Here is a 24,580-nt window from a genome sequence, read left to right as displayed (position 1 = left end):
GCTCACTCCGCCTCGCTCGCGACGGCGTTGACCGCCGCCGCCGTCATGGCACTGCCGCCCCTGCGGCCGTGCACCACCAGGAAGGGCAGACCGCTCTCGGCGAGGGCCAGCTTGGACTCGGCCGCGCCGATGAAGCCCACCGGGACGCCGAACACCGCCGCCGGACGCCCCGCTCCCTCCTCGACCAGTTCGAGCAGGCGGAACAGCGCGGTGGGGGCGTTGCCCACGGCGACGACCGCGCCGTCAAGACGGCCCCGCCACAGTTCGAGCGCGGCGGCGCTGCGCGTGGTGCCGAGGCGCGCGGCGAGCTCCGGCACACCGGGGTCCCCGAGCGTGCACACCACGTCGTTGCCCGCGGGGAGCCTGCTCCTGGTGACGCCGGCGGCCACCATCATCGCGTCGCACAACACCGGCGCTCCCGCTTTCAGCGCGGCGCGGCCCGAGGCGACGACGTCCGGCGACCAGTCGAGATCGTCCACCAGGTCGGTCATGCCGCAGGCGTGGATCATGCGGACGGCCACGGCGGCGACGCCGGTCGGCAGGCCGGCGAGGTCCGCCTCGGCGCGGATGGTGGCGAACGAGCGCCGGTAGATCTCCGGGCCGTCGCGCAGGTAGTCGTTCACCGTTCCCTTTCCGGAGCGCCGCCGGGGACGGCGGGCTCGATCCTGTATCCGGCCCCGGTGGCCACGTACTGGAGCACCGGCCCACGGGGCAGCCCGCAGCGGCGTTCGCACCCCGACCAGTGGACGGGCGCGCCGCCGGGCTCGGTGCGGCCGGACACCCAGCGGGTCACGTCCTCCTGGACGTCGGCGAGCGCCTTGGCGCAGCCGGGACGGCCGGCGCAGGCGGACACGCCGGTCCACGGCGAGGCGGGGTCACCGACCAGGCCGGCGGCGGTGAGCGTGCGCGCCGCCTCCCCGGCCCGTTCCCTGGTGAGGTCCGGCAGGACGACCGTGCGCCACGGGGTGAGCCGCAACGGGCCGCGGGAGACATCGGCCAGGGCGTCCGCCTGGCGCGCGGTGAGCCGCCCGAGGGGCACCACGACCTCCAGCGCCATCCGTCCGTCGCGCTGCGGGAGCGGCCCGGCACCGGCGACCCGGGGCGGCGGGTCCACCCACCGCGCGGCGCCGTACGCGGCGGTGTCCAGACGGGCGGCGACGCGGGCCGGGCCGTCCTCCAGGTCGGCGACACGCCAGGCGCCGCCCTGCGCGTCCCGCTCGGCGAGGAACGCCTCGGCGGCGGCGATCATCAGGGGGACCGGATCGGCGGTGGCGAGACCGGGGTCCGCGCCGGCCAGGAAGACGACTCCAGGTGTGTCGTCGTCCCCGGACGCGGCGTCCGGGACGAACGTGACGTCCGCGCCGAGGCCCGCCACGTCGCCCGTGCCGTCGTCCAGGGCGAACAGGAAACGGCCCGGCAGGTCCGCCAGGGCGGGGTGCGCGCACAGAGAACGGTCCAGCCGCGTCACCAGGGGGTCGGTGTCCACCAGGCCGGACAGGCCCCGGCCGGCGAGGGGCGAGGCCACGATGTTGCGCACACGTTCGTGGGTGGCGGACGGCAGCAGGCCGGCGGCGGCCATGCGGGCGGCGAACTCAGGGGCGGAGCGCAGGCCGCGGACCTGGACGTTCGCCCGGGACGTCAGCTCGACGACGCCGGAGCCGAGCGACTCCGCGCACGCGGCGAGCTCGCGGAGCTGCGCGGGGGTGAGCGCCCCGCCGGGGACGCGGACCCGGGCGAGCGGGCCGTCGGCCGCGGTGTGCACCTGAAGTGCCCCGGGACACGCGTCCGGCGCCGCATGTCCGGAAAGGTCACCTCTGCGCACGATGAGATAGTAATGCCAGTTCTTCCGATGGTCTCGGGGGCGTAATCTCCTCGGTAGGCGATGGCGGACGGAGGAAGCCGGTGCGAAGCCGGCGCGGTCCCGCCACTGTGACCGGGGAGCGACCCCCGCCGTGAAGCCACTGCCCGGCGACGGGTGGGAAGGCCGGGGTGAGCGTCGATCCGGGAGCCAGGAGACTCCTGCCATCGCGACACCTGCGAACGGGGCGAGGACCCCGAGGGAGGACGCCTCATGGCGCCGTCACGGCCCGCGATCCTGCTGTTGTCCACGTCCGACACCGACCTGCTGAGCGCCCGGTCGAGCGGGGCGGCGTACCGCCTCGGCAACCCGGCGCGGCTGGCCGCCGACGACCTGCCCGCCCTCGTGGAGGACACCGATCTCGTCGTGGTCCGTCTCCTCGGCGGGCGCCGCGCCTGGGAGGACGGCCTGGACCACCTGCTCGCCGGGCCGCGCCCGGTGGTCGTGCTCGGCGGGGAACAGGCGCCCGACGCGGAGTTGATGGAGCTGTCCACGGTCAGCGCCGGCACCTGCGCCGAGGCGCACGCGTACCTCGCGCACGGCGGCCCGGCCAACCTCTCCGAGCTGCACGCCTTCCTGTCCGACACCGTGTTGCTCACCGGCCGCGGCTTCGCGCCGCCCGAGGCCGCGCCGTCCTGGGGCACACTCCCGCGCACCGCCGCCCGCGACGACGGCCCGGTCGTCGGCGTGCTGTACTACCGGGCGCACCACATGGCGGGCAACACCGCCTTCGTCGAGACGCTCTGCCAGGCCGTCGAGGACGCCGGTGGCCGCCCGCTGCCCGTCTTCTGCTCCTCGCTGCGCACCGCCGAGCCCGCACTGCTTGACACGCTGCGGGCCGCGGACGCCCTGGTCGTCACCGTGCTCGCCGCGGGCGGCTCCCGCCCGGCCACCGCGGGCGCCGGGGGCGACGACGAGGCGTGGGACGTCGGGGCGCTCGCCGAGCTGAACGTGCCGATCCTGCAGGGCCTGTGCCTCACCACGAGCCGGCGCGACTGGGAGGAGGACGACGACGGCCTGTCCCCGCTGGACGCCGCCTCCCAGGTCGCCATCCCCGAGTTCGACGGCCGCATCATCACGGTGCCGTTCTCGTTCAAGGAGATCGACGAGGACGGCCTCACCGTCTATGCCGCCGATCCCGAGCGTGCCCGGCGGGTCGCCGGCATCGCCGTGCGGCACGCGCTGCTGCGGCACGTCCCGCCCGCGGGGAAACGGCTCGTCGTGATGTTGTCGGCGTACCCCACCAAGCACGCCCGCATGGGCAACGCCGTCGGTCTGGACACCCCGGCGAGCACGGTACGGCTGCTCGCCCGGCTCCAGCGGGAGGGCTACGACCTCGGGGACGGCTTCCCCGGGGTGGCCGAGCAGGACGGCGACGCGCTCATCCACGCGCTCATCGCGGCCGGCGGGCAGGACCAGGAGTGGCTCACCGAGGAGCAGCTCGCCGCCAACCCGGTGCGGATCCCCGCGTCCGCCTACGCGCGGTGGTACGGCACGCTGCCCGCCGGCCTGCGCGAGGCGATGGAACGGCACTGGGGCCCGCCGCCCGGCGAGCTGTTCGTGCACGACGGTGACATCGTGCTGGCGGCGCTGCGGGCGGGCAACGTCGTGGTGATGGTGCAGCCGCCGCGCGGCTTCGGGGAGAACCCCATCGCCGTCTACCACGACCCGGCCCTGCCGCCGAGCCACCACTACCTGGCGGCCTACCGCTGGTTGTCGGCGGAGTTCGGCGCGCACGCCATGGTGCACGTGGGCAAACACGGCAACCTCGAATGGCTGCCCGGCAAGTCGGCCGGCCTGTCGGCGTCGTGCGGCCCCGACGCGGCGCTCGGCGAGCTGCCCTTGGTGTACCCGTTCCTGGTGAACGACCCCGGCGAGGGCACGCAGGCCAAGCGGCGGGCGCACGCCGTGCTGGTGGACCACATGGTGCCGCCGATGGCCCGCGCCGACAGCTACGGCGACATCGCGCGGCTGGAGCAACTGCTGGACGAACACGCCACCATCGCGGCGATGGACCCGGCCAAGCTGCCCGCCATCAGGGCGCAGATCTGGACGCTCATCCAGGCGGCCCGGCTGGACCACGACCTCGGCATGGAGGACCGGCCGCACGACACCGAGTTCGACGATTTCATCCTGCACGTGGACGGCTGGTTGTGCGAGGTCAAGGACGCCCAGATCAGGGACGGCCTGCACGTGCTCGGCGTACCCCCGCACGGGGCGCAGCGGGTGGACCTGGTGCTGGCGATGCTGCGTGCCCGGCAGATGTGGTCGGGCACCCACACCCTGCCCGGCCTGCGTGAGGCCCTCGGCCTGCGCGAGGACGGCGGCGCGTCCCTGGCGGCCGTGGACGCCGCCGAGGCGCTCGCCCGCGCGCTGGTGGAGGGCATGGAGGAACGTTCCTGGGAGCCGTCGGCGGCACCCGAGGTGGCCGCGGCGGTGCTCGGGCCGGCGGGCAGGGACGCACCCGGGACGCCGGACGTGACCGGCGCGAGCACGCCGGCCGGCGCGGCGGTGCCCGGCGCCGCGGACCCCGTGCTGGTGGAGCGCATCCTCACGTTCGCGGCCACGCAGATCGTGCCGCGGCTGGCCCGCACGACCGACGAGATCGACAACGTGCTCGCCGCGCTGGCCGGGCGGTACGTGCCCGCCGGGCCGAGCGGCTCACCGCTGCGCGGCCTGGTGAACGTGCTGCCGACCGGCAGGAACTTCTACTCCGTGGACCCGCGCGCCGTGCCGAGCAGGCTCGCGTACGAGACCGGCCAGGCCATGGCCGAGTCCCTGCTGGCCCGCTACCGGGCCGACACCGGGGACTGGCCCCGCTCGGTCGGCCTGTCGGTGTGGGGCACCAGCGCCATGCGCACCGCCGGTGACGACGTCGCCGAGGTGCTCGCGCTGCTCGGCGTGCGCCCGGTGTGGGACGAGGCGTCACGCCGTGTCACCCGCCTGGAGCCGGTCCCCCCGGCCGAGCTCGGCCGGCCGCGCATCGACGTCACCGTGCGCATCAGCGGGTTCTTCCGTGACGCCTTCCCGCACGTGGTGGCCATGCTGGACGACGCCGTGCGCATGGTCGCCGCGCTGGACGAGCCGCACGAGGACAACTACGTGCGCGCCCACGTGGACGCCGACCTGACCGGGCACGGCGACGGCCGCCGCGCCACCCTGCGGGTCTTCGGCTCCCGCCCCGGGGCGTACGGCGCGGGGCTGCTGCCGCTCATCGACAGCGGCAACTGGCGCGACGACGCCGACCTCGCCGAGGTGTACGCGGTGTGGGGCGGCTACGCGTACGGGCGCGACCTTCCCGGGGTGCCCGCCCGGCAGGACATGGAGACCGCGTACCGCCGCATCGCCGTGGCCGCCAAGAACGTGGACAGCCGCGAGCACGACATCGCCGACTCCGACGACTACTTCCAGTACCACGGCGGCATGATCGCCACCGTCCGCGCGCTGACCGGCGCCGCGCCCGCCGCGTACATCGGCGACAGCACCCGCCCCGACGCGGTGCGCACCCGCACGCTGGCCGAGGAGACCTCACGGGTGTTCCGCGCCCGCGTGGTCAACCCGAACTGGCTGGCCGCGATGCGGCGGCACGGCTACAAGGGCGCGTTCGAGCTGGCCGCGACCGTGGACTACCTGTTCGGCTACGACGCCACGACCGGGGTCGTCGCCGACTGGATGTACGACAAGCTGGCCGCGACGTACGTCCTGGACCCCGTCAACCAGGAGTTCATGGCGAAGTCCAACCCGTGGGCGCTGCACGGCATCGCCGAACGCCTGCTCCAGGCCGCCGAGCGGGGCATGTGGCAGCATCCCGACCCGGACGTCCTGCGCGACCTCCAGGAGGTCTACCTCAAGAGCGAGGGCGACCTGGAGGACGACACCAGCCGCTGAGCCAGCACGGGCGCCCCCGCCCAGTGCAGGTGCAGGTACGTCGCCGTGAGGAGCGCGTCACCGAAGCCGTCGCCGCCGCCGTCCCAACGCAGCAGCGGCTCCCCGGCGGCGGTGACGCGTGTCCGGTGGAACTCGTGCCCCCGGTACGCCTCGCCCTCCCGCGTGAGCAGCGACGCCCGGCCGGCCACCGCGTCCCGGTACCCGAGCGCGAGCCGGGGCGTCATCGCGGCCGTGGCGGGCAGCCGCCCGCACATCGGCACCCCGTCGAGGCTGCGGCACAGGTAGAGCAGCCCCCCGCACTCGGCGGCGATCGGGCCGGGGAACGCGGCCACCTGCTCCATGAGCCGGACGTTGGCCGCGAGCCGCTCCGCGTGCACCTCGGGGAAGCCGCCCCCGACGACCAGCCCCCCGGTTCCCTCCGGCAGGCTCTCGTCCCGCAACGGGTCGAACACCGCCACCTCGGCCCCCGCCGCCCGCAGCAGCTCGACATGCTCGGCGTACCCGAACGTGAACGCCGCCCCTCCGGCCACGGCCACGACCGGGCGCCCGGCCGTCCGCTCCGCGAGTTCCCCACCGGGCTCCCAGGGATGCCCGTGCAGCGGCGGGGCGGTGCGGGCCAGGCGCATCAAGGCGGGAAGGTCGCAGGAGCGGGCGATCAGGTCGCCGAGGCGGCCCACCGCGGCCACGGCGTCGGCGTGCCGCTCGGCGGCGGGCACCAGGCCCAGGTGTCGGGAGGGGGTGAACACCGCGTCGTCGCGGCGGATCGCGCCGAGCACGGGGACACCCGTGCGGGCCAGCGCGGACCGGCACAGGTCCTCGTGCCGGTCGGAGCCGATCTGGTTGAGCACGACGCCCGCCACCCGCACCCGGGGGTCGAACGTCGCGAAGCCGTGCACGACGGCCGCCACGGACGTGCTCTGCCGGGCGGCGTCCACGACCAGCACCACCGGCGCGTCCAGCAACCGGGCCACGTGCGCGGTGGACGCGAAACCGGTGTCCCCCTTGCCGTCGAACAGCCCCATGACACCCTCGACCACGGCCAGGTCGCACCCCGCCGCCCCGTGCAGGAACAACGGGACGATCCGCTCCTCGCCCACCAGCCACGGGTCGAGGTTGCGCCCCGGCCGGCCGGTGGCCAGCGCGTGGTACCCCGGGTCGATGTAGTCCGGCCCCACCTTGTGCGGCGACACCCGCGTCCCCCGCGCACGCAACGCCGCCATCAGCCCCGTCGCCACCGTCGTCTTCCCGCTCCCGGACGACGGCGCGGCGATCACCAGGCGGGGTACGGTCACGCGGCGCCTCCCTGGCGGGTCACCACTCGATGCCCTTCTGGCCCTTCTGGCCGGAGTCCATGGGGTGGCGGACCTTGGCCATCTCGGTGACGAGGTCGGCGGCGTCGAGCAGGGGCTGGGGCGCGTCGCGGCCGGTGATGACGACGTGCTGGGTGCCGGGCCGCCCGGCCAGGGTGGTGAGGACGTCGTCCACGTCGATCCAGCCCCATTTGAGGGGGTAGGTGAACTCGTCCAGGACGTAGAAACCGTAGGTCTCGGCGGCCAGGTCACGTTTGATCTGGGCCCAGCCCTCGCGGGCGTCGGCGGCGTGGTCCTGCTCGGTGCCGGGGCGGCGGATCCAGGACCAGCCCTCGCCCATCTTGTGCCACGTGACGGAGGAACCCTCGCCCGACCGGCCCAGCACGGTGAGGGCACGCTCCTCGCCGATGCGCCACTTGGCGGACTTCACGAACTGGAAGACACCGATCGGCCAGCCCTGGTTCCACGCGCGCAGCGCCATGCCGAACGCCGCGGTGGACTTCCCCTTGCCGGGGCCGGTGTGCACGACGAGCAGCGGGCGGGTGCGGCGCTGCCGGGTGGTGAGGCCGTCGTCGGGGACGAGGGCGGGCTTGCCCTGCGGCATGAGTCAGACCGCCTTCCGGTGGTCGCGGACCATCGAGCCAAGGTCGGCCAGGGAGTCGAGGGGGACGGCACGGGCACGCAGCCGGGCCGCGAGCCGTCCGGCCAGGCCGAGACGCACGGGGCCGCTCTCGCAGTCGACCACCACGCCCGCGGTGCCGGCCAGCGGGGCGGCGGCCCTGTCCACGTCACCGCCAGCGGTGGCGCGGCCGTCGGTCACCACCACGAGCAGGGGACGCCGCGCCGGGTCGCGCAGCCGTTCCACCCGCAGCACCTCGGCGGCCCGCAGCAGCCCGGCGGCGAGCGGCGTACGTCCCCCTGTGGGCAGCGAACGGAGCCGCGCCGCACCCACCTCCACCGAGGAGGTCGGCGGCAACGCCAGCTCGGCGCCCGCGCCGCGGAAGGTGACCAGGCCGATTTTGTCCCGCCGCTGGTAGGCGTCCAGCAGCAGGCTCAGCACGGCGGTCTTGACGGCCGTCATCCGTTTGCGCGCGGCCATCGAGCCGCTGGCGTCCACCACGAACAGCACGAGATTGCCCTCCCTGCCCTCACGGACCACCACCCGCAGGTCGTCCGCCCGCAGCAGCAGTCCCGGCCCGGTACGGCCGCGCTCCCGCTGGTGCGGCGCCGCGGCGAGCAGCGTGGCGGTCAGGTGCACGGTACGCACCCGCCCGTCCGGCACCGTGGCCCCGGTGGTGCGGCCACGCGGCGTACGGGCCCGCGACCTGCGTCCGGCCGCCCCTTCGCCGAGGCCCGGCACGGTCAGCACGGGCACCTGGTACGGCGCGGCCACCCCGGCCACCCGAACGGCCTGGCCGCCGTCCCCGGGGCTCTGTCCCTGGCCGTCGTCCTGTGGCCCGTCCCGGCCGGCCTCGGTGCCGTCAGCTCCCCGCCCGTCCCGGCGGCCCCCGGTGCCGTCCGCTCCCCGTCCGTCCGGGCCGCCCTCCGTGTCGGCCGCTCCCTGACCGTCCGGGCGGTCGTCCGTGTCGGCCGTTCCCTGACCGTCCGGGCGGCCGTCCGTGTCGCCGTCACCTGGAGGCAGGCCACCTCCGTCCGGCGGGTCGCCGGGGTCGTCGTCCCCCTGGGAGAGCAGTTCCTCCAGCAGGTTCTCGTCCAGCCCCGGCGCGTCGAACGGGTCGCGGCGGCGGCGGTGCGGCAGGGACAGGCGGGCGGCGGCGCGGACGTCGGCCGTGGTGACGGTGTCGCGGCCGTGCCAGGCGGCGTGCGCGATCGCGGTGGTCGCCGTCACCAGGTCGGCGCGCAGGCCGTCCACCTCGAACCCGGCGCACACGGTCGCGATCCGCCGCAACTGCGCGTCGGGCAGCCGCACCTTGGCCACGTCCCCCCTGGCCCGGGCGATGCGGGCGGCCAGCGCCTCCTCCTCGGCGGCCCAGCGGGCGGCGAACGCGGCCGGGCCGGCGTCGTGGGCGAGCCGCCGCCGCACCACCTCGGCCCGCTCGTCCGGGTCCCGGGAGGCCTTCACCTCCACGGTCAGCCCGAAACGGTCGAGCAACTGCGGCCGCAGCTCCCCCTCCTCGGGGTTCATGGTCCCGACCAGCAGGAACCGCGCCGCGTGCCGCACCGACACGGTCTCCCGCTCGACGTAGCAGGTGCCGAGCGCGGCGGCGTCCAGCAGCAGGTCCACGAGGTGGTCGTGCAGCAGGTTGACCTCGTCCACGTACAGCACACCCCGGTGCGCGGCGGCGAGCAGCCCCGGCTCGAACGCCTTCACGCCCTCGGTCAGCGCCCGCTCCAGGTCGAGCGACCCGACGAGCCGGTCCTCCGACGCCCCCACCGGCAGCTCCACCAGCGCGGCGGGCCGGGTACGCGCCCCACCGGCCCCGTGCGGACCGTCCGGGCAGCCGGGGTCGGGCGCCGCGGGGTCACAGGAGAAGCGGCAACCGGTGACCACGTCCACCGGCGGGAGCTGCGCGGCGAGCGCCCGCACGATGGTGGACTTGGCGGTCCCCTTCTCCCCGCGCACCAGCACGCCGCCCACGCGGGGCGACACGGCGTTGAGCACCAGAGCCAGCTTGAGGTCGGACAGACCCACGACCGCGCTGAACGGATAGGTGACGATCACAGGACCTTCCGGTCGGTCGATACGGCTCAGCGGGCTGACGGCACGGCCACCGGCAACCGCCGCGCGGCCCGGTCGCAGGCGTACCCGAACAGCACGCCGAAGGCCGCCCAGAACACCAGTTGGGTGCCGAGCGAGGACAGCCGGAACTCCCACAGCAGACTGGCGGGGAACCCGGCCGGCACCTCGTCCACCCCCGGCAGCAGCAGCCAGGCGGCGACCACCGGCACGAGGAACGCGCCCCCGCCGGACAACCACCGCCCCCAGGGGCCGCCGGTGACGCGACGTGCCGTCCCGACGGCGACCGCGACGGACGCCAGCCCCACCAGGACCATGATCACGTAGAGCACCGTGCGCCCGTTGATGGTCTCCGGATCACCGACCGCCGGAGGATTAGCCGGATATTTCAGGAAAGGCACCAGCACGATGGCGACGAACGCCGTCCCCGCCGCCGCCAGGGCGAGCCCGCCGTCCGTCCGGGGCCCGACCCGGCCGCGCAGCCCCGCGAACACCAGGGCGAACACCCCGCCGATCGCCAGACCGTACAGCCCGGTCGCGAGGAACAGCCCGGCCTTCTGCACCGGCCTGCTCACCACCGCCCCGTCGCCGTGGTCGTGCCCCCCGCCGTCCTCGTGCGCGGCGGGCGCCTTCTCCAGGGCGACGGCGCGGTCCACGTACCGCTCTCCCACCGCGAAGGCGAAACCGCCCGCGACCACCCCGGCCAGCAGCCCGAGCAACAACCCTCGCACCAGAAGTGCGCGAATCACCCCGGCCCCTAGTGACACGGAACGCCGAGCAAGTGCCGGCCGTCGTGCATGAGCTCGTGCAGGAACGGCCCCGCCTGCGAGAGCGCCCCGTTGTCCATCAGCACCAGGTAGGCGACCACCAGCAGCAGCGGCACCCCCACCAGCAACCACGGACGGAGACGGGGAAACGGAACAGTGGTAGTCGTGATGCCACTCACGGCGATCCTCCTCGGGGATGACGCGTCCCATCAGCTGAGGTCACAGTCGCCGAGCGACCTGGCTCCCGGGATCGACGTCCCGGATACAGTGGCGCGTCCGCACCGGCATCTCACCGGATTTCCCTCGGACAACCGTGAAATCCCCCGGAACGTACCTTTTCTCCTCCCCCTCGTCAACTCCCCCCATCCACGAAGATCGTCACCAAAAGTCCCATCCAACGCCCTCATCCTGAGCACTCGTCCACACCACGAACTCCCGCCCCCAGCACCACATCCCCCCGCCCCTACTCCGTCGGCTCCCGCCTGCGCAGCAGATACGTGTCCATGATCCACCCCTTGCGCTCCCTGGCCTCCGCCCGCACCTCCCGGATACGTTCGCCCACCTCCTCCACCGCCCCCGAGACGAGGATCTCGTCCGGCGTCCCGAGGTACGCCCCCCAGTAGATGTCGAACCCCGACACGCCCCCGAACGCACACCGCGCGTCCAGCATCACCACCACGTCGTCCACATCCCCCACCCCCTCGGCCTCCAGCCGCCGCCCCGTGGTGATGTGCACCGGCCGCCCCACCTGCGTCAAGCTCGTCCGATGCCGCGCCGTCAACGCGGAGACACTGCTGATCCCCGGCACCACCTCGTACTCGAACGCCACCACCCCCCGCCCGAGCACCTCCTCAAGAATCGCCAGCGTGCTGTCGTACACCCCCGGATCCCCCCACACCAGCACCCCACCCGTCTCCCCCTCCCCGAGCTCCTCCCCGATGAACCGCTCGAACACCTCCGCCCGCCGCGACCGCCACTCCTCCACCGCCCCCACATACCCGACGGCCCCCCGATCCCGCTCCGGATCCCGCACCTCCACCACCCGGCACCCCCCTCGCCCGTACTCCTCGACCATCCACCGCCGCAACCGCACCAACTCGCCCTTCACCTCCCCCTTGTCCAGCACGAAGAACACATCCACCCGCCCGATGGCCTTGACCGCCTGCAACGTCAGGTGCTCCGGATCCCCGGCCCCGATCCCGATGACCAACATTCGCTTCACACGCCGAAGTCTGCCGCGTCATGCCCCAACCGGCATCACGAGCCCGTCACCTCGGACCGAGGCCCACGCACCACCAGCACTCGTTCCTCGGCGGTATCTTTGCCATAACCTCGGCGCTGAAGCCAAATGGCCTGATATTGAGTACTTGTGCCCACATGTGTTGTGGGTTGCCGAGACTTACTGAGCGAGACCCACCGAGGCGATCATCGATTCCCATCGTGGAGAACGCGGCTCCAGCGACCACGTGAACGATTTGAGCGGCACCGTTGACGGCCCTCTCATCCAGGCACGGGACGTCCATGGAGGAGTCCATCTGCACCACCTGGCACTGGCGTTGCCCACCCCCGCGCAGCTTCCGCCGAGCGGAGTCCTTATCGGCCGCGGAGAAGAACTCGCCGCTCTGGACGCCCTTTGCTCCGGCGACTTGGGAATCCCCCGTATCGCCGTGGTGAGCGGCCCCGCCGGCATCGGCAAGACCGCGATGACACTGCACTGGGCGCACCGGACCCGCAAGAACTACCCGGACGGCCAGCTCTACGCGAACCTGCGCGGCCAGTCCCCGGACGATCCTATGGAGCCGGCCGAGGTTCTCGGCCGCTTCATTCGCGCTTTCGGAATGCCCGCCGACCGCATCCCCGGCGGCCTGGCCGAACGAGCTGCCCTTTACCAGTCTCTGGTGGCCGACCGCCGCCTGATCGTCGTACTCGACGACGCCCTGTCCACCGACCAGGTCCGCCACCTCCTCCCCGCATCCGCCGGAAGCGTCACCCTCGTCACCAGCCGCAAGCGCCTCGCCGGTCTCCACTGCCACGGTGCCAAAGGCATCCAGCTGGACGGCCTGAGCCCGGAATCGGCCCTTGAACTCCTCCGCCACACCATAGGAGACGACCGCGTACAGGCCGACCCACCCGCCGCCCGTGCCCTGGTGAACCTTTGCGCCCGCTCTCCCCTGGCCCTCTGCGTGGCGGCCGCCCGCCTCGCCACCCGCCCTCGTTGGCCTCTTGCCGAAATGACGGAAGCCCTCACCGAAGTACACCGGCGCCTGCTCGAACTTCCCCTAGAGGGCAACATGCCGATCCACGCCGCCCTGACTCTCTCCTACCGGGGCCTGCCCCAGGCTGCCGCCCGCGCCTACCGTCTCCTAAGCCTGCTTCCTGGGCCCACATTTGACTCCAGGACCGCCGCCGCGGCCCTGAATCTCCCTCGCACCCAAACCTGCGACCTCCTCGGCGTCCTGATAGACGCCAACATGCTGGACGACTCACCGGAAAGCGGCCACCGCTTCCATGACCTGACCCACCTGCACGCGAGTGACCTCGCAGAGCACCACGATTCCGTCGAGGCCCGTGAGGCTGTCCTCCGACGGACGATCTATTGGTACCTCACCACAGCATGGGCAGCGAGCCGCACCGTGATGCCGTACCGCCTTGCCTGGCACTCCGACGTGCCCGCGCCCGCGGAGCCCCTCACCTTCGCCGCCCCCGCGCAGGCGCTCGACTGGCTGGAGCAGGAATTCGGGAATCTGCGAGCAGTGATCCGGATCGCGACCGGCTTGCGCATGTTCCGCAGCGCGTGGGAACTGGTGGACGCGCTGTGGACCCTGTTCAGACATCGCGGGCATCTCGCCGAGCGGCTGAAGGTCGAGTACATGGGAGTCCACGCAGCACGAGAGGACTGTCACCCTCACGGCGAGGCGAAAATGCTGGACCGCGCCGGTCTGGCCCTGCGCGCCCTCGGCAGGACGGACGAGGCGGCGGAGCACTTCGCACAGGCGCTGAGGATCTGGGTCCATCTCGGCGACCGAGGGCGGATCGCCGACAGCCAGCGCAGACTTGGGATGGTAGAGATGGACCGGGACCTGCCCGAAGCGGCCGCCGCGCTCTTTCGGAAGGCCCTGGACGACTCCTGTGATCTGGGCGACGTCCGCAGGACAGCCCTCTTCACGTGCGACCTGGCCGAAGCCCTTCTTCGCGGCGGGGACGAACAAGCGGCCATCGGACATCTCACCGAGGCGCGCCAGCTGCTTGAGTCCGTGAACGACCGGTATAACCAGGCCCGGGTGCTGATCCTGCTCGGCCGCGCACGCTCGGCCGAACCGGAGACAGCGGGCGCGCTGCTCAACCAAGGTCTCCGTACGATGCACGACCTGGGATCAGTGAACGGTCAGATACAGGCTCTGGAGGCGCTTGGTGAGCTGGCCCTGCGCCAGAACCGGCTGCCTGAGGCATACCGCCACTTCCTCCAGGCGCAGGACCTGCTCACCGAGCTCGGCGCCCGCAGCGACCGGCTGGCCGAGCGTCTGTCACGACTCGGTAACGGGTGAGTCGCCGTCCACAGCCACGTACGGGCCATGCGCCGCCACCAGCGCCGACAACTCCTCCCGAGTAAGTGAGACCGTGACCGGCGCCCGGTCCCCGATCTTCCAGCCCGCATGCGTCACCGCGTACCGTGCCGCGCGTACCGGGTCGCCGTCATCGCACATGTAGTGCAGGAATGTGGCGAACATCGCGTCGCCCGCCCCGGCGGTATTGATCACCGTGCGCGGAGTGACGGCGTCCACCCGGATGCGGCGCCCATCCCGCATCGCCACAAGCGCACCTTCGGCGCCGAGCCCGACTCCCACGACCGCGCACCGCGGGTATCGGCGCAGCAGCCCGAACGCCCAGTCGTCTGGGCGGCACGGCAGACGCTCGTGACTGCAGAAGACGATCGTGGCGGCCTCTAGCCACGGCCGGTTGTAAGGGTCGCCGAGATCGGAGATGAGGTGCGCGTCCACAGCGATGGGCACCCCCAACCCGGCGGCGCGTGGCACCAGTTCGCGGACGAACTTGGCGTTGGTGAGGACGAGCAGGTCGGCTTTTCGAGCTTGCGCCTCGAACGTGGCTGGTGGGTAGCGGACACCGTTGACAGGTTCCAGGCAGGGAAAACCCATGCGGCGGCCGCCGGGACCCGCCAGCACCACTCCCGCCGACGAGCGCTCGCTCTCCACGACCCCCGGCCCGTACAGACCGAGCCCCCCGAGTTCGTCCCTGATCACGGCACCGAACAGATCCCGCCCGACCACCGAGCACAACCGCACGTCGTCCCCCAGCGTCCGCAGGACCCGCGCGATGTGCCCCGCCGCCCCGGAAACACCGGCGGCCGACCAGCGCGGCGTGCTGATGGACGCGTACGGCGGCGGCAACTCCCGCACGCCGAGCGTCATGTAGAAGCTGACCACCCCGGCCACCACAATCGTGCGTCCCATCGCCCCTACCTCCGCACCAGGCCGCGGACACGGACCGTTGTGACGACCCGCCCGTCACGCGGCCCGGCCACGTGACCATGTCTGCGCCGGCACGCGGCGATCTCACAGTCCGGGTACCTGTCGAGCACATACGCAACCCTGCCCGCCCGGAACGGGAACACTTCCCTGGCCTGCCCGATCAGCACTTCCGCGAAGCCGCGCCATCTCTCCCCGGCCCTGTCCCGTTGGGCGAAGATATGCGTGCCACCGAACGTCCGCACTCCCGGGGGCGCGCCACGCAACCCGCCCATGACACTGAGCATGACCAGATGCGGTTCCCCCAGTGGCCCTTCACGCGCGATGACGAGTTTCTTCCACATGTCTGACTCCGTTTCGACGGTCTACTCGACCAGGAAAGGCGGGGACGCCGGGCCGGTCGCCGGGGTGGCCGCGGGCTGCCGGAGGTGCAGCAATCGGTACATGAGCCGCCGCATATTGCGGTCGAACCGTCCGGGCGCCGACGTGATGTTGTTCGCGACCTCCCGGTACCGCTCCGGCTCCAAATCGGCGGCGGCCCGGCGCAGCTGCGCGTGCAACGACCCACGTCGGGACACACGCGGCGCGAACGAGGCCAGGTGGTTAGCGGGGGATACCGGATCCACCTCGGACCTGGAGAAACCGGCCAGCAAGATCGGAACACCGGTGACGGTCCCGTACAGGGTCACCGAACCGTGGTCACCGATGATCCAGTCCGCGGCGGCGAGCACGGTCTCCCAGTGCGCGCCCGGCGGCACCAGGCTGAGTCCTCCGCGCAGGCAGTCGGCGAGCCATGCCCTCATCTGCCAGATGCCGTGCCCGAACCACACGTTCGGATGGAACAGGGCCACCACCCGGTACTCCTTGGCGGGCAACTCGGCCAGCAACCGCGCGTACAGCTCCGAGCGCCGCCCGAACAACGACCCGGGGCCCCACGTCGAGGTCACCACCACGAGCTTCTGGTCGTGCCCCACCCCGAGCGCCTGCCGGTACAACGCGCGGTGCGGCAAGCTCCTGATCAGCCTGTCGTAGGAGAAGTCCCCCACCACCTCGGCGACCGCCAGAGCCTCCGGGCACGACTTGCCGAGCCGCTCCACGTGAGATCGGTGCTGCAACGCGATCGCCGCCGGCAACAGCGCCCCGTCGTGCATCAACCGCTGCGCGTCCAGCCCGTACGGCGACCGCTCACCGGCGACCACGGCACCGTCCCGGCGGGCCGGCATCTTGTTGAACCCCGCCCCGTGCGACATGACGACCACCGGCGCGTGCACCTCGTGCAGCCCCCCGAGACTCGCCGCGACAGCGAGATCGAACCGCTGCCGAGTAGCCTCCTCCCACGGCAGCGCCATGGCCCCGAGCCCTCTGATGAATTCCCGCACCCCATTGCTGAAGACGTCCGGAGCCGCCGTGAAAATCACCTGGATCCGAAGATCGGACTCCACCAGCCGCACCGCGTCCAGCAACCGCTGCCCCGACGTGACCGTGTGCACCACGGCCAGCAAATTCGTGCAATCCCGCCGCGTCACCCACCGCCGAGCATCAAGCCCGACCGGCACCTTGCTCCATCCATGACCAGACATGCCGACTGTTCAACCCCCCTAGCTCCCCACTTGACCTCCAGGACGAGTCCCCCTCGCCCCCTTGATTCGATGTTCTATGGAGAACCTTGCGGAAAACCTTGCGGCAGTCTGGCCGCTGGAGGACGATTCGCACATATGCGCGAACAAGTCGACACCCATGTTTCTGAGGTTGACTCTGGATTTGACAGTTATTTCAGTGAAAAATATGGACGAGGGAACCAGGCTCCAGGAAAGGGGCTCGAATGGAGTTCCGGATCCTCGGCCCCGTCGAATTCTGGGCCGGCGGGCAGCGCCATGACCTGGGGTGGGCCCAGGCGCGCCTCGTTCTGGCCATCATGCTCATGAACCCCGAACGGCCCATATCCACGGAATCCATCATCGGCAAGGTGTGGGATGATGATCCGCCAAGTAATGCCCGTGACCTTCTCTACCCCGTCGTACGCCGACTGAGGGTGCGTCTCGATGAATTCCGGTCGGACGTGCGCCTGGTAACCCACGCCGGCGCCTACATTCTCGAGACCGACCCCGAAAACATCGACTACCACCGGTACCGCGCCCTCCATTCCAAGGCTCGCTCGATGGCGCAGCTCCCGGACGTGGAGTCCGCCACGCGGCTCTACCGTGTGGCCGCCTCCTTGTGGCGCGGCGAACCGCTGTCCGGCCTGTCCGGCACGTGGGCGAGCCGGACGCGCATGACGATCGAGGAAGTCTTACTGGCCGGGACCGTCGCCCAGCACGAGTTCGAACTCCGGCACGGCCGGCACGCCGACCTGGTGCCCACGCTGGCCGACCTGACCCTCCGACACCCCCTAAATGAGAAACTGGTCGGCCTGCTCATGGAAGCGCTCTACCGCGGAGGGCGCCAATCCGAGGCTCTCGCCGCCTTCCGCGATCTCCGTCGGCGACTGGTCGACGCCGAAGGTACCGATCCCGGTCCGGAGCTGATCGCCTTGCGTGATCGCATTCTCAACGCGGATCCGTCCCTGTTGGCCGGCCGGCGTCCACCCGCCGAGAGTCCCCCGAACAACCTCCCCCGCGACAACAAGACCTTCACCGGCCGTACGGACGAACTGAGGCGACTGATCGGCGGGCCGGCCGGCCACAAGGGCACCACGGTGATCACCATCGACGGCATGGCCGGGGTAGGCAAGACGACCCTGGCCATCCACGCGGCACATCGGCTCGCGGACGCATATCCCGACGGCTCGCTCTACCTCGACCTGCACGGCCACTCGGCCGAGCACGAATCAATGGAGCCGGCGACCGCGCTGGCCCGGCTGCTGCACTACTTCGGCGTTCTTCCCGCACGTGTGCCGAGCGGCCTCGACGAGCGGGCGGCACTGTGGCGCACAATGGTCGCCCGGCGCAAGGTGCTGATCCTGCTCGACGACGCGTCAGGGCACGAGCAGGTCAGCCATCTCCTGCCGGGAGGTTCAAGTTGCCTGGTCATTGTGACCAGCAGGCAGCGGCTGACCGGACTGGACGGCGTGCGGTCCGTCTCTCTGGACGTCCTGCCCCCGAAGACGGCTCGGTGTTGTTCGGCAGGGTCGTCGGATCGGATCGAGCTCTGCCACCGGAAGATGTGGCCACCGTGACACGTCTGTGCGGCAATCTGCCGCTCGCGATCCAGTTGGTCGGCAACCGGCTACGGCACCTGCCCGCGTGGAGTGTGGCGGATCTGGCGCAGAAGCTCGCCCGGAGCCGTCGCCTGACCGAGATCCGTGCGGGGAACCGCGCTCTCGTCGCGGCCTTCGACCTCTCTTATCACGGGCTCGACTCCACCCAGCAGCAGGCGTTCCGGCGCCTTGGACTGTATCCCGGCGCCGACATCACCCCCGAGAACGCCGCCGCTCTATTCGGCGTGAGTCAGGTCGAGGCCGAGAAACGTCTGGAGGAACTGCACGATCATCACCTGATCGCCGAACCCCGCCGGGGCAGGTACCGCTTTCACGACCTCATCGCCGACTACGCCCGCCTGCTGGCTGAAGACGACCCCCAGACCATCCGCGCGGAAACACAGCGACGTCTCTTCGACTTCTATCTGGCGGCTGCGCGCGCCGCCGACCGGCTGATGTTCCCGTACCATATGCCGCTGATGCCCGACCTCAGTGACCTGCCCGAAGTGAGCGGACTGTTCGACGACCAGGACAGCGCCATTTCGTGGCTCAACACCGAGTTGGACAACATGCGGGCCCTCATCCGTTATGCCGCCACCCATGGATGGCGCAGGCACTCCGCCACCCTCCCGCACGCCCTCAGCCGTTATCTCGACCTGTGGGGCCACTGGGCCGAGGCCGCCGCCCTGCACCGCGACGCCCTCGTCGTGTGGCGGGAACTCGGCGACCCAGCGGGGGAGGCGCTCGCGATGGCCGACCTCGCTCGAATGTGCTGGCGAACCGCTCAGTACGACGAGGCGCTACGCCTCGCGTCGGAGGCCCTGGCTCTCCAGCGGGCCCGAGGGAACGAACATGCCGTAGCGGACCTGCTCGAGCAACACGGCCTCGTGCACTGGCACCGTGCCGAGTACGACGTCGCCCGCGACTACGCCGAGAAGGCGCTGGACCTCCGCGGACGCCTCGGCGACCGCCGCGGCCAGGGCGCCGCACTCAACCTGATCGGCATCACTCTCTGGCATCTGAGGAACAACGCGGCGGCCTCCCAGCGCCTGCGAGAGGCACTCGCGCTCTACCGACAGGACGGGGATCGGCGGGGACAGCAGGTCGTTCTCACCAACATCGGCGACATCGAACTGGAACTCGGCCACGCCGCGAAGGCGCTGCGTCACTACGAAGACGCCAGGGCCATGGGACCACATCTCGGCGCGCAACAAGCCACGTTGCTGAACAACATCGCGAACGCGTACCAGTGTATGGACCGTTACACAGAGGCTCTCGACCATTATCGCGACGCCCTGGCTCTGTACCAGAGGACCGGTGACCGGCGGTCCGAGGCGGATGCTCTGAACAACATCGGCCGCTGTTACACCCGGATGGGCCGTGACGACAGGGCGCTGATCCATCACCAGCAGGCGTTGCGGATCGCGGTTGAGATATCCGAGCGTTATGTGCAGACCCACACCCTACGTAATATCGGAACGATCCATCATCGAGCACAGCGATACGATTCCGCACTGGAACATTACCGTTCGTCACTTGAGCGAGCCAAGGAAATCAGCGACATTCGCCAGGAAGCGGACACTCTCCGGGATATCGGCATAACGATGTCCAGCCTCGGCGACGTGCGTGAGGCACGGGCCCATTGGCGCCAATCCCTCGCACTGTTCGAGCAGTTGGGCCTACCCGAGGCAGCGGTGGTCCAAGAATATCTGTCTGGAATCGACAAGGCGACAGGCTCCTGACGCGAGCCGGACTCACGGCCGGTTGATGTGGACATGTCAGCCCATGTCGCACTCACGGAGAATGTCGGATAACTTCCACCTCGACCCGCGAACGCTGCTATGATCACAGCCAGAACCGCGGGATATCTCATGGCTGTTCACAAAGGAGTGAAATGGCTAGGCGTTCAGACGTTTTCCTTGGCATGTTCATTATCTACGTTCCCCGCCCGAGAGGCGTTCAGTAGATATATGAGCCCACCGGGCGGATATAGATCGAGGGGCGGGACACCTGGTGTCCCGCCCCTCGTCATGAGGTCAACGCCGGGTCGTTGCGCGTTCCCGGCCGCCATGGAGATACGCGTCGAACCAGTCGATGGTGCGGCGGAGGCCCTCGATCGGGGCGATTCGGGGGTGCCAGTTCAGGTGGCGTTGGGCGAGGGTGGTGTCGGGGCGGCGGACGGCGGGGTCGTCTTGGGGGCGTTCTACGTAGTGGATGGGGGAGGTGGAGCCGGCCAGGTCGCGGATGGTCTCGGCTAGTTGGAGGACGGACATCTCTGAGGGGTTGCCGATGTTGACGGGGCCGGGGAAGTCGCTGTCGGTGAGGGCGAGGATGGCGTCGACTGTGTCGTCCACGTAGCAGATGGAGCGGGTCTGGGTGCCGTCGCCGGTCACGGTCAGGGGTTCGCCGTTGAGGGCTTGGCGGATGAAGGTGGGGATGGCGCGGCCGTCGTAGGGGCGCATTCTCGGGCCGTAGGTGTTGAAGATGCGGGCTATGGCGGTGTCGGTGCCGTGGGCGGTGCGGTAGGCGGTGGTGAGGGACTCCGCGAAGCGTTTCGCCTCGTCGTAGACGCTGCGGGGGCCGACCGGGTTGACGTTGCCCCAGTAGGTCTCGCGCTGGGGGTGTTCCAGGGGGTCGCCGTAGACCTCGCTGGTGGACGCGAGGACGAAGCGGGCGCCCTTGTCCTTGGCGAGGCCTAACGCGTGCAGGGTGCCGATGCTGCCGACCTTCAGCGTTTCTATGGGGTAGCGGAGGTAGTCGAAGGGGGACGCGGCGGAGGCCAGGTGGAGGACCGTGTCCACCTCGCCGGCTACGTGGACGAAACCGGTGATGTCGCATTCCACCAGGCGGAAGGGGGGGCGGCCGAGGAGGTGGGAGACGTTGCGGGGGGAGCCGGTGAGGAAGTTGTCGATGCAGATCACCGTGTCTCCGCGGTCAAGCAGGCGCTCGCACAAGTGGGAGCCGAGGAACCCGGCGCCTCCGGTCACGACGATCCTCATTCGGGCCTTCCTTCCGCGATAGTGACGCCGGCGTGCTGGCCGGTCGGCACGGGTTTCGTCCCCGGCACGCCTGGCGGGAGCCACCGTGCGGTCCTCGATGGACCGGAAGAAGCGCAGGAGTGTCAGGTGGCTCCTGGGCATGGGAGAGATATCCGACTACCTGGAGGAGGTGCCTTCAAACAAGCCCTGCGGCGGGTCAGGAGAGCGCGGGGCGGAGAGCTGGGCTTTATTACGGAAAGTAGTTGTTAGTCACAGCTTCGGCGGGGTATCGGAGCCCGATGCCGATGAATGCCCGGCCCGCCGCGGTGCTCTTCGACCGGGACGGGACCCTGATCGTCGACGTTCCCTACAACTCCGACCCCGCCCTGGTGCGACCGGTCCCGGGGGCCAGGGAGGCGCTGGACCGGCTGAGAGGGGCGGGGGTGCCGATCGGCGTGGTGACCAACCAGGCGGGGGTCGCGAAGGGGCTGATCGGGGAGGACTCCCTCCGGGAGGTGAACATGCGGGTCGAGGAGCTTCTCGGGCCTTTCGGCGTGTGGGCGGTGTGCCCGCACGACGACGGTGACGGGTGCGACTGCCGTAAGCCGCTGCCGGGGCTGGTGCTGCGCGCGGCGGCGGCGCTCGGGGTCGCGCCGGCGGACTGCGTGGTGATCGGGGACATCGGCAGGGACATGGGGGCGGCCCGGGCGGCGGGGGCCCGCGGCATCTTGGTGCCGACGCCGGTGACGCTGCCGGAGGAGGTCGCGGCGGCGCCGGAGGTGGCCGCCGACCTGACGGCCGCGGTGGACGCGGTGCTGCGATGAGGATCCTGCTCTGGCACGTCCACGGGTCGTGGACCACGGCGTTCGTCCAGGGTGGCCACGACTACCTGGTCCCGCTGGTTCCCGGCCGGGGACCGGACGGGCGCGGCCGGGCCCGCACGTACCCGTGGCCGGAGCCGGTGCGCGAGGTGCCGTCCGACCGGCTGCGCGAGGAGGAGCTCGACGTCGTCGTGCTGCAACGGCCGCACGAGATCGAGCTGGCCGGACGCTGGCTGGGCCGCCGCCCGGGGCTGGACGTGCCGGCGGTCTACGTGGAGCACAACACCCCGGCGGGCGACGTGCCCCGCACCCGCCATCCCCTCGCCGACCGGGACGACATCCCCCTGGTGCACGTCACCCACTTCAACGACCTCATGTGGGACGCCGGCCGGGCCCCTTCCCGCGTCGTGGAGCACGGTGTCGTGGACCCCGGCCACCGCTACACCGGCGAGTTGCCCCGCGCGGGCGTCGTGGTCAACGAGCCGGTCCGGCGCACCCGGGTCGCCGGCACCGACCTGCTCCCCGAGTTCGCGAGGGCCGCGCCGCTGGACGTGTTCGGCATGAAGGTCACCGGCCTGCCGTACGGCACGTTCGAGGACCTCCCGCAGCACGCGATGCACGCCGAGCTGGCCCGCCGCCGCGTCTACCTGCACCCGTACCGCTGGACGTCCCTCGGCCTGTCCCTGATCGAGGCCATGCTGCTCGGCATGCCGGTCGTGGCCCTGGCCTGCACCGAGGCGGTGGAGGCCGTGCCGCCCGAGGCGGGCGTCGTGTCCACCAGGCTCGCCACCCTGACCGCCGCGCTGGCGTCGTTCATCGCCGACCCGGCTCTCGCCGCGCAGACGGGCAAGGCGGCACGGGCCGCCGCGCTGAGCCGTTACGGCCTCGCGCGTTTCCTCCAGGACTGGGACGTGGTGCTGTCCGAGGCGCGCTGGTAGAGCTCGGTCAGCGGGGGCAGCTCGCCGCTCGGGACGGTGAGGCGCAGGCCGTCCTCGCCGAGCGACCCGACGGCGGACCACGGCACGTAACGGCTCCCCCGGTGCAGGCGGCGGATGATCGTCCGGACCAGCAGCGGCGCCTGGCCGCCCGGCCCGCGTTCGTACCCGAACAACTGGCCGGTGTGCCGGGGCACCACGACGAACCCGGCCACCTGGAACGCCTGTCCCGCCTCGCCGAGCAACGGCCCGTCCTGACTCAGCCGCACGTCCGCCACCTGGCCGGCCGTGTCGCCTGTCGCGTCGGTCACCGTGAGCCCGATCAGGCGGCTGAGACGCCCGCGGCCGGGGGTGACCTCGCCGGCGCGCTCGTGCCGCGGCGCGGGACCGGCGGTGACCGGCCCGCTGCCCGGGATGCGGGCGACGATGTTGTCCCTGGCCCACCGCTCCAGCGCGGGGTGGCCGAGGTCGCCGCCCACCTGGACCGCGCTGCCGATCGCGGACACCAGCGTCATGGGGATGCGCCGCGGCGCGGGATCCTCCTCGGGACGCAGCAGCCGCGTGACGGCGGTCATCAGGGCGCCCGGCACGCCGCCGACCCGGGGCCCGAGGGCCAGCGGCCCGTACAGCAGGGCGGTGACGTACGGCCGTCCCTGCTCGCCGAGGGCCGTCTCCAGGTCGTCCACCTTGCACACCAGGCGCCCGTCGCGGGCCCGCACCACCTGCCGGTCCAGCAGGTGGAGCTGGGCGTGCAGGGTCCTCGCGGTCTCGGGAGCGGTCATTGGCCCGCCTTCGTCGCGATCATCAGCGGCACCGCGGCCACGGCGACCACCAGCAGGATCACCATGTAAACGGTGCCGAGCGTGTTGGCGAACCGGCCGTTGACCTGGTCGCCCATGTAGTCAGGGTCGTTGGCGATCATCAGCACCGGCAGGTACGTCAGGGGCAGGGCCATCGCGGAGAAGATCAGCGAGTACTCGGTCACCTTGATCGGGTCCACGGTGGTGAGCACCAGCGCGACGGCGACGATCGTGACCACCAGCACCACCACGTGGAACCGGGAGGCGTCCCGCGGCCGCACGAACTTGCCCCACTGCCGGCCGAAGTACTGGCTGATCGTGTACCCCGAGGACAGCGCCGTCTCCAGGGTGGCCCCGAAGGTGGCGGCGAACACGCCGAAGATGACCAGCGCCAGCCCGATCTGGCCCAGCCCGAGGCCCACCGGCAGCAACATCTGGTCCAGCGAGTCGACGTCCACGCCGGCCGGCAGGAACACCGTGGCCGCGCAGGCGGCGAAGGCCAGGGACAGGAACCCGCCGAGCGGGAAGCCGCGCGGTCTGGTGCGCCAGCGTGCCCCAATCGGGCCCGAGCTGCCACACCGCGACGGCGAACACCACCAGGGCGAGGCCCGCGAGCCCGAACACCCGCTCCATGGTCTCGAACCGCACCCGCCACATCACCAGCCACGCGACCAGCCCGACGCCCGGCACCCACAGCAGGTAGTCGATGCCGGTGGCCAGCTCCAGGGCCAGCGCGGCGCCGCCGATCTCCGCGGCGAGGGTGAGCACGTTGATGAAGAACGACGCCCCGAGGTTGGCCAGCCCCGCCCGAGGACCGAGCCGTTCCCGCACCAGGTCGAACACCG

19 protein-coding genes and 2 riboswitches are annotated in these 24,580 nt (G+C 71.5%); of the genes, 6 read left to right on the top strand and 13 right to left on the bottom strand.

Annotation, left to right across the window (positions count from 1 at the left end; genetic code table 11):
- Positions 1 to 2: 2 nt before the first annotated feature.
- Positions 3 to 623 (bottom strand): precorrin-8X methylmutase, encoded by a 621-nt coding sequence (locus tag ABGB17_RS16745; RefSeq protein WP_347630371.1) that lies wholly within the window; start codon positions 621 to 623, stop codon positions 3 to 5.
- Positions 620 to 1,822, bottom strand: coding sequence for a precorrin-3B synthase (gene cobG, locus ABGB17_RS16740; RefSeq protein ID WP_347630369.1), 1,203 nt, complete (start codon positions 1,820 to 1,822; stop codon positions 620 to 622). Before cobG ends, ABGB17_RS16745 begins: the two co-directional genes overlap by 4 nt.
- A gap of 11 nt (positions 1,823 to 1,833) precedes the next feature.
- A riboswitch (cobalamin riboswitch) is annotated at positions 1,834 to 2,042 on the top strand.
- A 29-nt stretch (positions 2,043 to 2,071) separates the two neighbouring features.
- Between cobG and cobN the strand changes: the two genes are divergently transcribed.
- Entirely contained in the window at positions 2,072 to 5,746 is a 3,675-nt protein-coding gene (gene cobN / locus ABGB17_RS16735) for a cobaltochelatase subunit CobN (RefSeq protein WP_347630366.1), read from the top strand.
- On the opposite strand, the gene ABGB17_RS16730 is transcribed toward cobN, so the two are convergent.
- The 6 genes from ABGB17_RS16730 to cobF form a co-directional block, all read right to left on the bottom strand.
- A complete protein-coding gene (locus ABGB17_RS16730) occupies positions 5,701 to 7,023 on the bottom strand; it encodes a cobyrinate a,c-diamide synthase (protein WP_347630487.1) in 1,323 nt (440 codons plus the stop codon). The genes cobN and ABGB17_RS16730 overlap by 46 nt on opposite strands.
- A 34-nt stretch (positions 7,024 to 7,057) precedes the next feature.
- Positions 7,058 to 7,660 (bottom strand): cob(I)yrinic acid a,c-diamide adenosyltransferase, encoded by a 603-nt coding sequence (cobO, locus tag ABGB17_RS16725; RefSeq protein ID WP_347630364.1) that lies wholly within the window; start codon positions 7,658 to 7,660, stop codon positions 7,058 to 7,060.
- A 3-nt stretch (positions 7,661 to 7,663) separates the two neighbouring features.
- Positions 7,664 to 9,739, bottom strand: a complete 2,076-nt coding sequence (locus ABGB17_RS16720) for a VWA domain-containing protein (RefSeq protein WP_347630362.1) — start codon at positions 9,737 to 9,739, stop codon at positions 7,664 to 7,666.
- 26 nt (positions 9,740 to 9,765) lie between these two features.
- Entirely contained in the window at positions 9,766 to 10,503 is a 738-nt protein-coding gene (locus tag ABGB17_RS16715) for a CbtA family protein (protein WP_347630360.1), read from the bottom strand.
- Positions 10,504 to 10,511: 8 nt separating this feature from the next.
- Positions 10,512 to 10,700 (bottom strand): CbtB domain-containing protein, encoded by a 189-nt coding sequence (locus ABGB17_RS16710; protein ID WP_347630358.1) that lies wholly within the window; start codon positions 10,698 to 10,700, stop codon positions 10,512 to 10,514.
- Between the two features lie 33 nt (positions 10,701 to 10,733).
- Positions 10,734 to 10,864, bottom strand: a riboswitch (cobalamin riboswitch).
- A 120-nt stretch (positions 10,865 to 10,984) separates the two neighbouring features.
- Entirely contained in the window at positions 10,985 to 11,734 is a 750-nt protein-coding gene (cobF, locus tag ABGB17_RS16705) for a precorrin-6A synthase (deacetylating) (RefSeq protein WP_347630485.1), read from the bottom strand.
- A 253-nt stretch (positions 11,735 to 11,987) separates the two neighbouring features.
- Here cobF and ABGB17_RS16700 point away from each other — a divergent pair, with 253 nt between their 5' ends.
- The gene (locus tag ABGB17_RS16700) at positions 11,988 to 14,066 is read left to right on the top strand and encodes a tetratricopeptide repeat protein (protein WP_347630356.1); all 2,079 of its coding nucleotides are present in this window, start codon (positions 11,988 to 11,990) and stop codon (positions 14,064 to 14,066) included.
- On the opposite strand, the gene ABGB17_RS16695 is transcribed toward ABGB17_RS16700, so the two are convergent.
- Positions 14,046 to 14,990, bottom strand: coding sequence for a carbohydrate kinase family protein (locus ABGB17_RS16695; protein ID WP_347630354.1), 945 nt, complete (start codon positions 14,988 to 14,990; stop codon positions 14,046 to 14,048). The genes ABGB17_RS16700 and ABGB17_RS16695 overlap by 21 nt on opposite strands.
- Positions 14,991 to 15,370: 380 nt before the next feature.
- Positions 15,371 to 16,498 carry a hypothetical protein gene (locus ABGB17_RS16690; RefSeq protein ID WP_347630352.1) on the bottom strand — a complete coding sequence of 376 codons (1,128 nt, stop codon included), beginning with the start codon at positions 16,496 to 16,498 and terminating at the stop codon, positions 15,371 to 15,373.
- 329 nt (positions 16,499 to 16,827) lie between these two features.
- Here ABGB17_RS16690 and ABGB17_RS16685 point away from each other — a divergent pair, with 329 nt between their 5' ends.
- Together ABGB17_RS16685 and ABGB17_RS16680 are read left to right on the top strand one after the other, a co-directional pair.
- Positions 16,828 to 18,180: a BTAD domain-containing putative transcriptional regulator gene (locus ABGB17_RS16685; RefSeq protein WP_347630350.1), complete on the top strand. Its 1,353-nt coding sequence runs from the start codon at positions 16,828 to 16,830 to the stop codon at positions 18,178 to 18,180.
- Complete coding sequence (locus ABGB17_RS16680) at positions 18,177 to 19,943, top strand: tetratricopeptide repeat protein (protein ID WP_347630348.1); 1,767 nt, start codon at positions 18,177 to 18,179, stop codon at positions 19,941 to 19,943. The genes ABGB17_RS16685 and ABGB17_RS16680 overlap by 4 nt, the downstream gene beginning before the upstream one ends.
- A 294-nt stretch (positions 19,944 to 20,237) precedes the next feature.
- Here ABGB17_RS16680 and ABGB17_RS16675 read toward each other — a convergent pair whose 3' ends face one another.
- Entirely contained in the window at positions 20,238 to 21,200 is a 963-nt protein-coding gene (locus ABGB17_RS16675; RefSeq protein WP_347630346.1) for a UDP-glucuronic acid decarboxylase family protein, read from the bottom strand.
- A gap of 278 nt (positions 21,201 to 21,478) precedes the next feature.
- Between ABGB17_RS16675 and ABGB17_RS16670 the strand changes: the two genes are divergently transcribed.
- Positions 21,479 to 22,003, top strand: a complete 525-nt coding sequence (locus ABGB17_RS16670; RefSeq protein ID WP_347630344.1) for an HAD-IIIA family hydrolase — start codon at positions 21,479 to 21,481, stop codon at positions 22,001 to 22,003.
- Entirely contained in the window at positions 22,000 to 22,938 is a 939-nt protein-coding gene (locus ABGB17_RS16665) for a glycosyltransferase (protein WP_347630342.1), read from the top strand. Before ABGB17_RS16670 ends, ABGB17_RS16665 begins: the two co-directional genes overlap by 4 nt.
- Here ABGB17_RS16665 and ABGB17_RS16660 read toward each other — a convergent pair.
- Positions 22,878 to 23,717, bottom strand: a complete 840-nt coding sequence (locus ABGB17_RS16660; RefSeq protein ID WP_347630340.1) for a hypothetical protein — start codon at positions 23,715 to 23,717, stop codon at positions 22,878 to 22,880. The two genes, ABGB17_RS16665 and ABGB17_RS16660, sit on opposite strands and share 61 nt — an antisense overlap.
- Positions 23,714 to 24,244 carry a divalent metal cation transporter gene (locus ABGB17_RS16655; protein ID WP_347630483.1) on the bottom strand — a complete coding sequence of 177 codons (531 nt, stop codon included), beginning with the start codon at positions 24,242 to 24,244 and terminating at the stop codon, positions 23,714 to 23,716. Before ABGB17_RS16655 ends, ABGB17_RS16660 begins: the two co-directional genes overlap by 4 nt.
- Positions 24,245 to 24,580 lie beyond the last annotated feature (336 nt).

Origin of the sequence: Sphaerisporangium sp. B11E5, from assembly GCF_039871875.1 — a bacterium.
Lineage (GTDB): Bacteria > Actinomycetota > Actinomycetes > Streptosporangiales > Streptosporangiaceae > Sphaerisporangium.
The sequence above is the reverse complement of the archived record's forward strand: the minus strand, read 5'-3'. Positions and strand labels throughout refer to the sequence as shown.

Coding starts and splice junctions, on each gene's coding strand:
- ABGB17_RS16660 (WP_347630340.1), bottom strand. CDS start 23,717: ATGACCGCTCCCGAGACCGCGAGGACCCTGCACGCCCAGCTCCACCTG.
- cobO (WP_347630364.1), bottom strand. CDS start 7,660: ATGCCGCAGGGCAAGCCCGCCCTCGTCCCCGACGACGGCCTCACCACC.
- ABGB17_RS16665 (WP_347630342.1), top strand. CDS start 22,000: ATGAGGATCCTGCTCTGGCACGTCCACGGGTCGTGGACCACGGCGTTC.
- cobN (WP_347630366.1), top strand. CDS start 2,072: ATGGCGCCGTCACGGCCCGCGATCCTGCTGTTGTCCACGTCCGACACC.
- cobF (WP_347630485.1), bottom strand. CDS start 11,734: ATGTTGGTCATCGGGATCGGGGCCGGGGATCCGGAGCACCTGACGTTG.
- ABGB17_RS16685 (WP_347630350.1), top strand. CDS start 16,828: ATGGAGTTCCGGATCCTCGGCCCCGTCGAATTCTGGGCCGGCGGGCAG.
- ABGB17_RS16670 (WP_347630344.1), top strand. CDS start 21,479: ATGCCGATGAATGCCCGGCCCGCCGCGGTGCTCTTCGACCGGGACGGG.
- ABGB17_RS16695 (WP_347630354.1), bottom strand. CDS start 14,990: ATGGGACGCACGATTGTGGTGGCCGGGGTGGTCAGCTTCTACATGACG.
- ABGB17_RS16675 (WP_347630346.1), bottom strand. CDS start 21,200: ATGAGGATCGTCGTGACCGGAGGCGCCGGGTTCCTCGGCTCCCACTTG.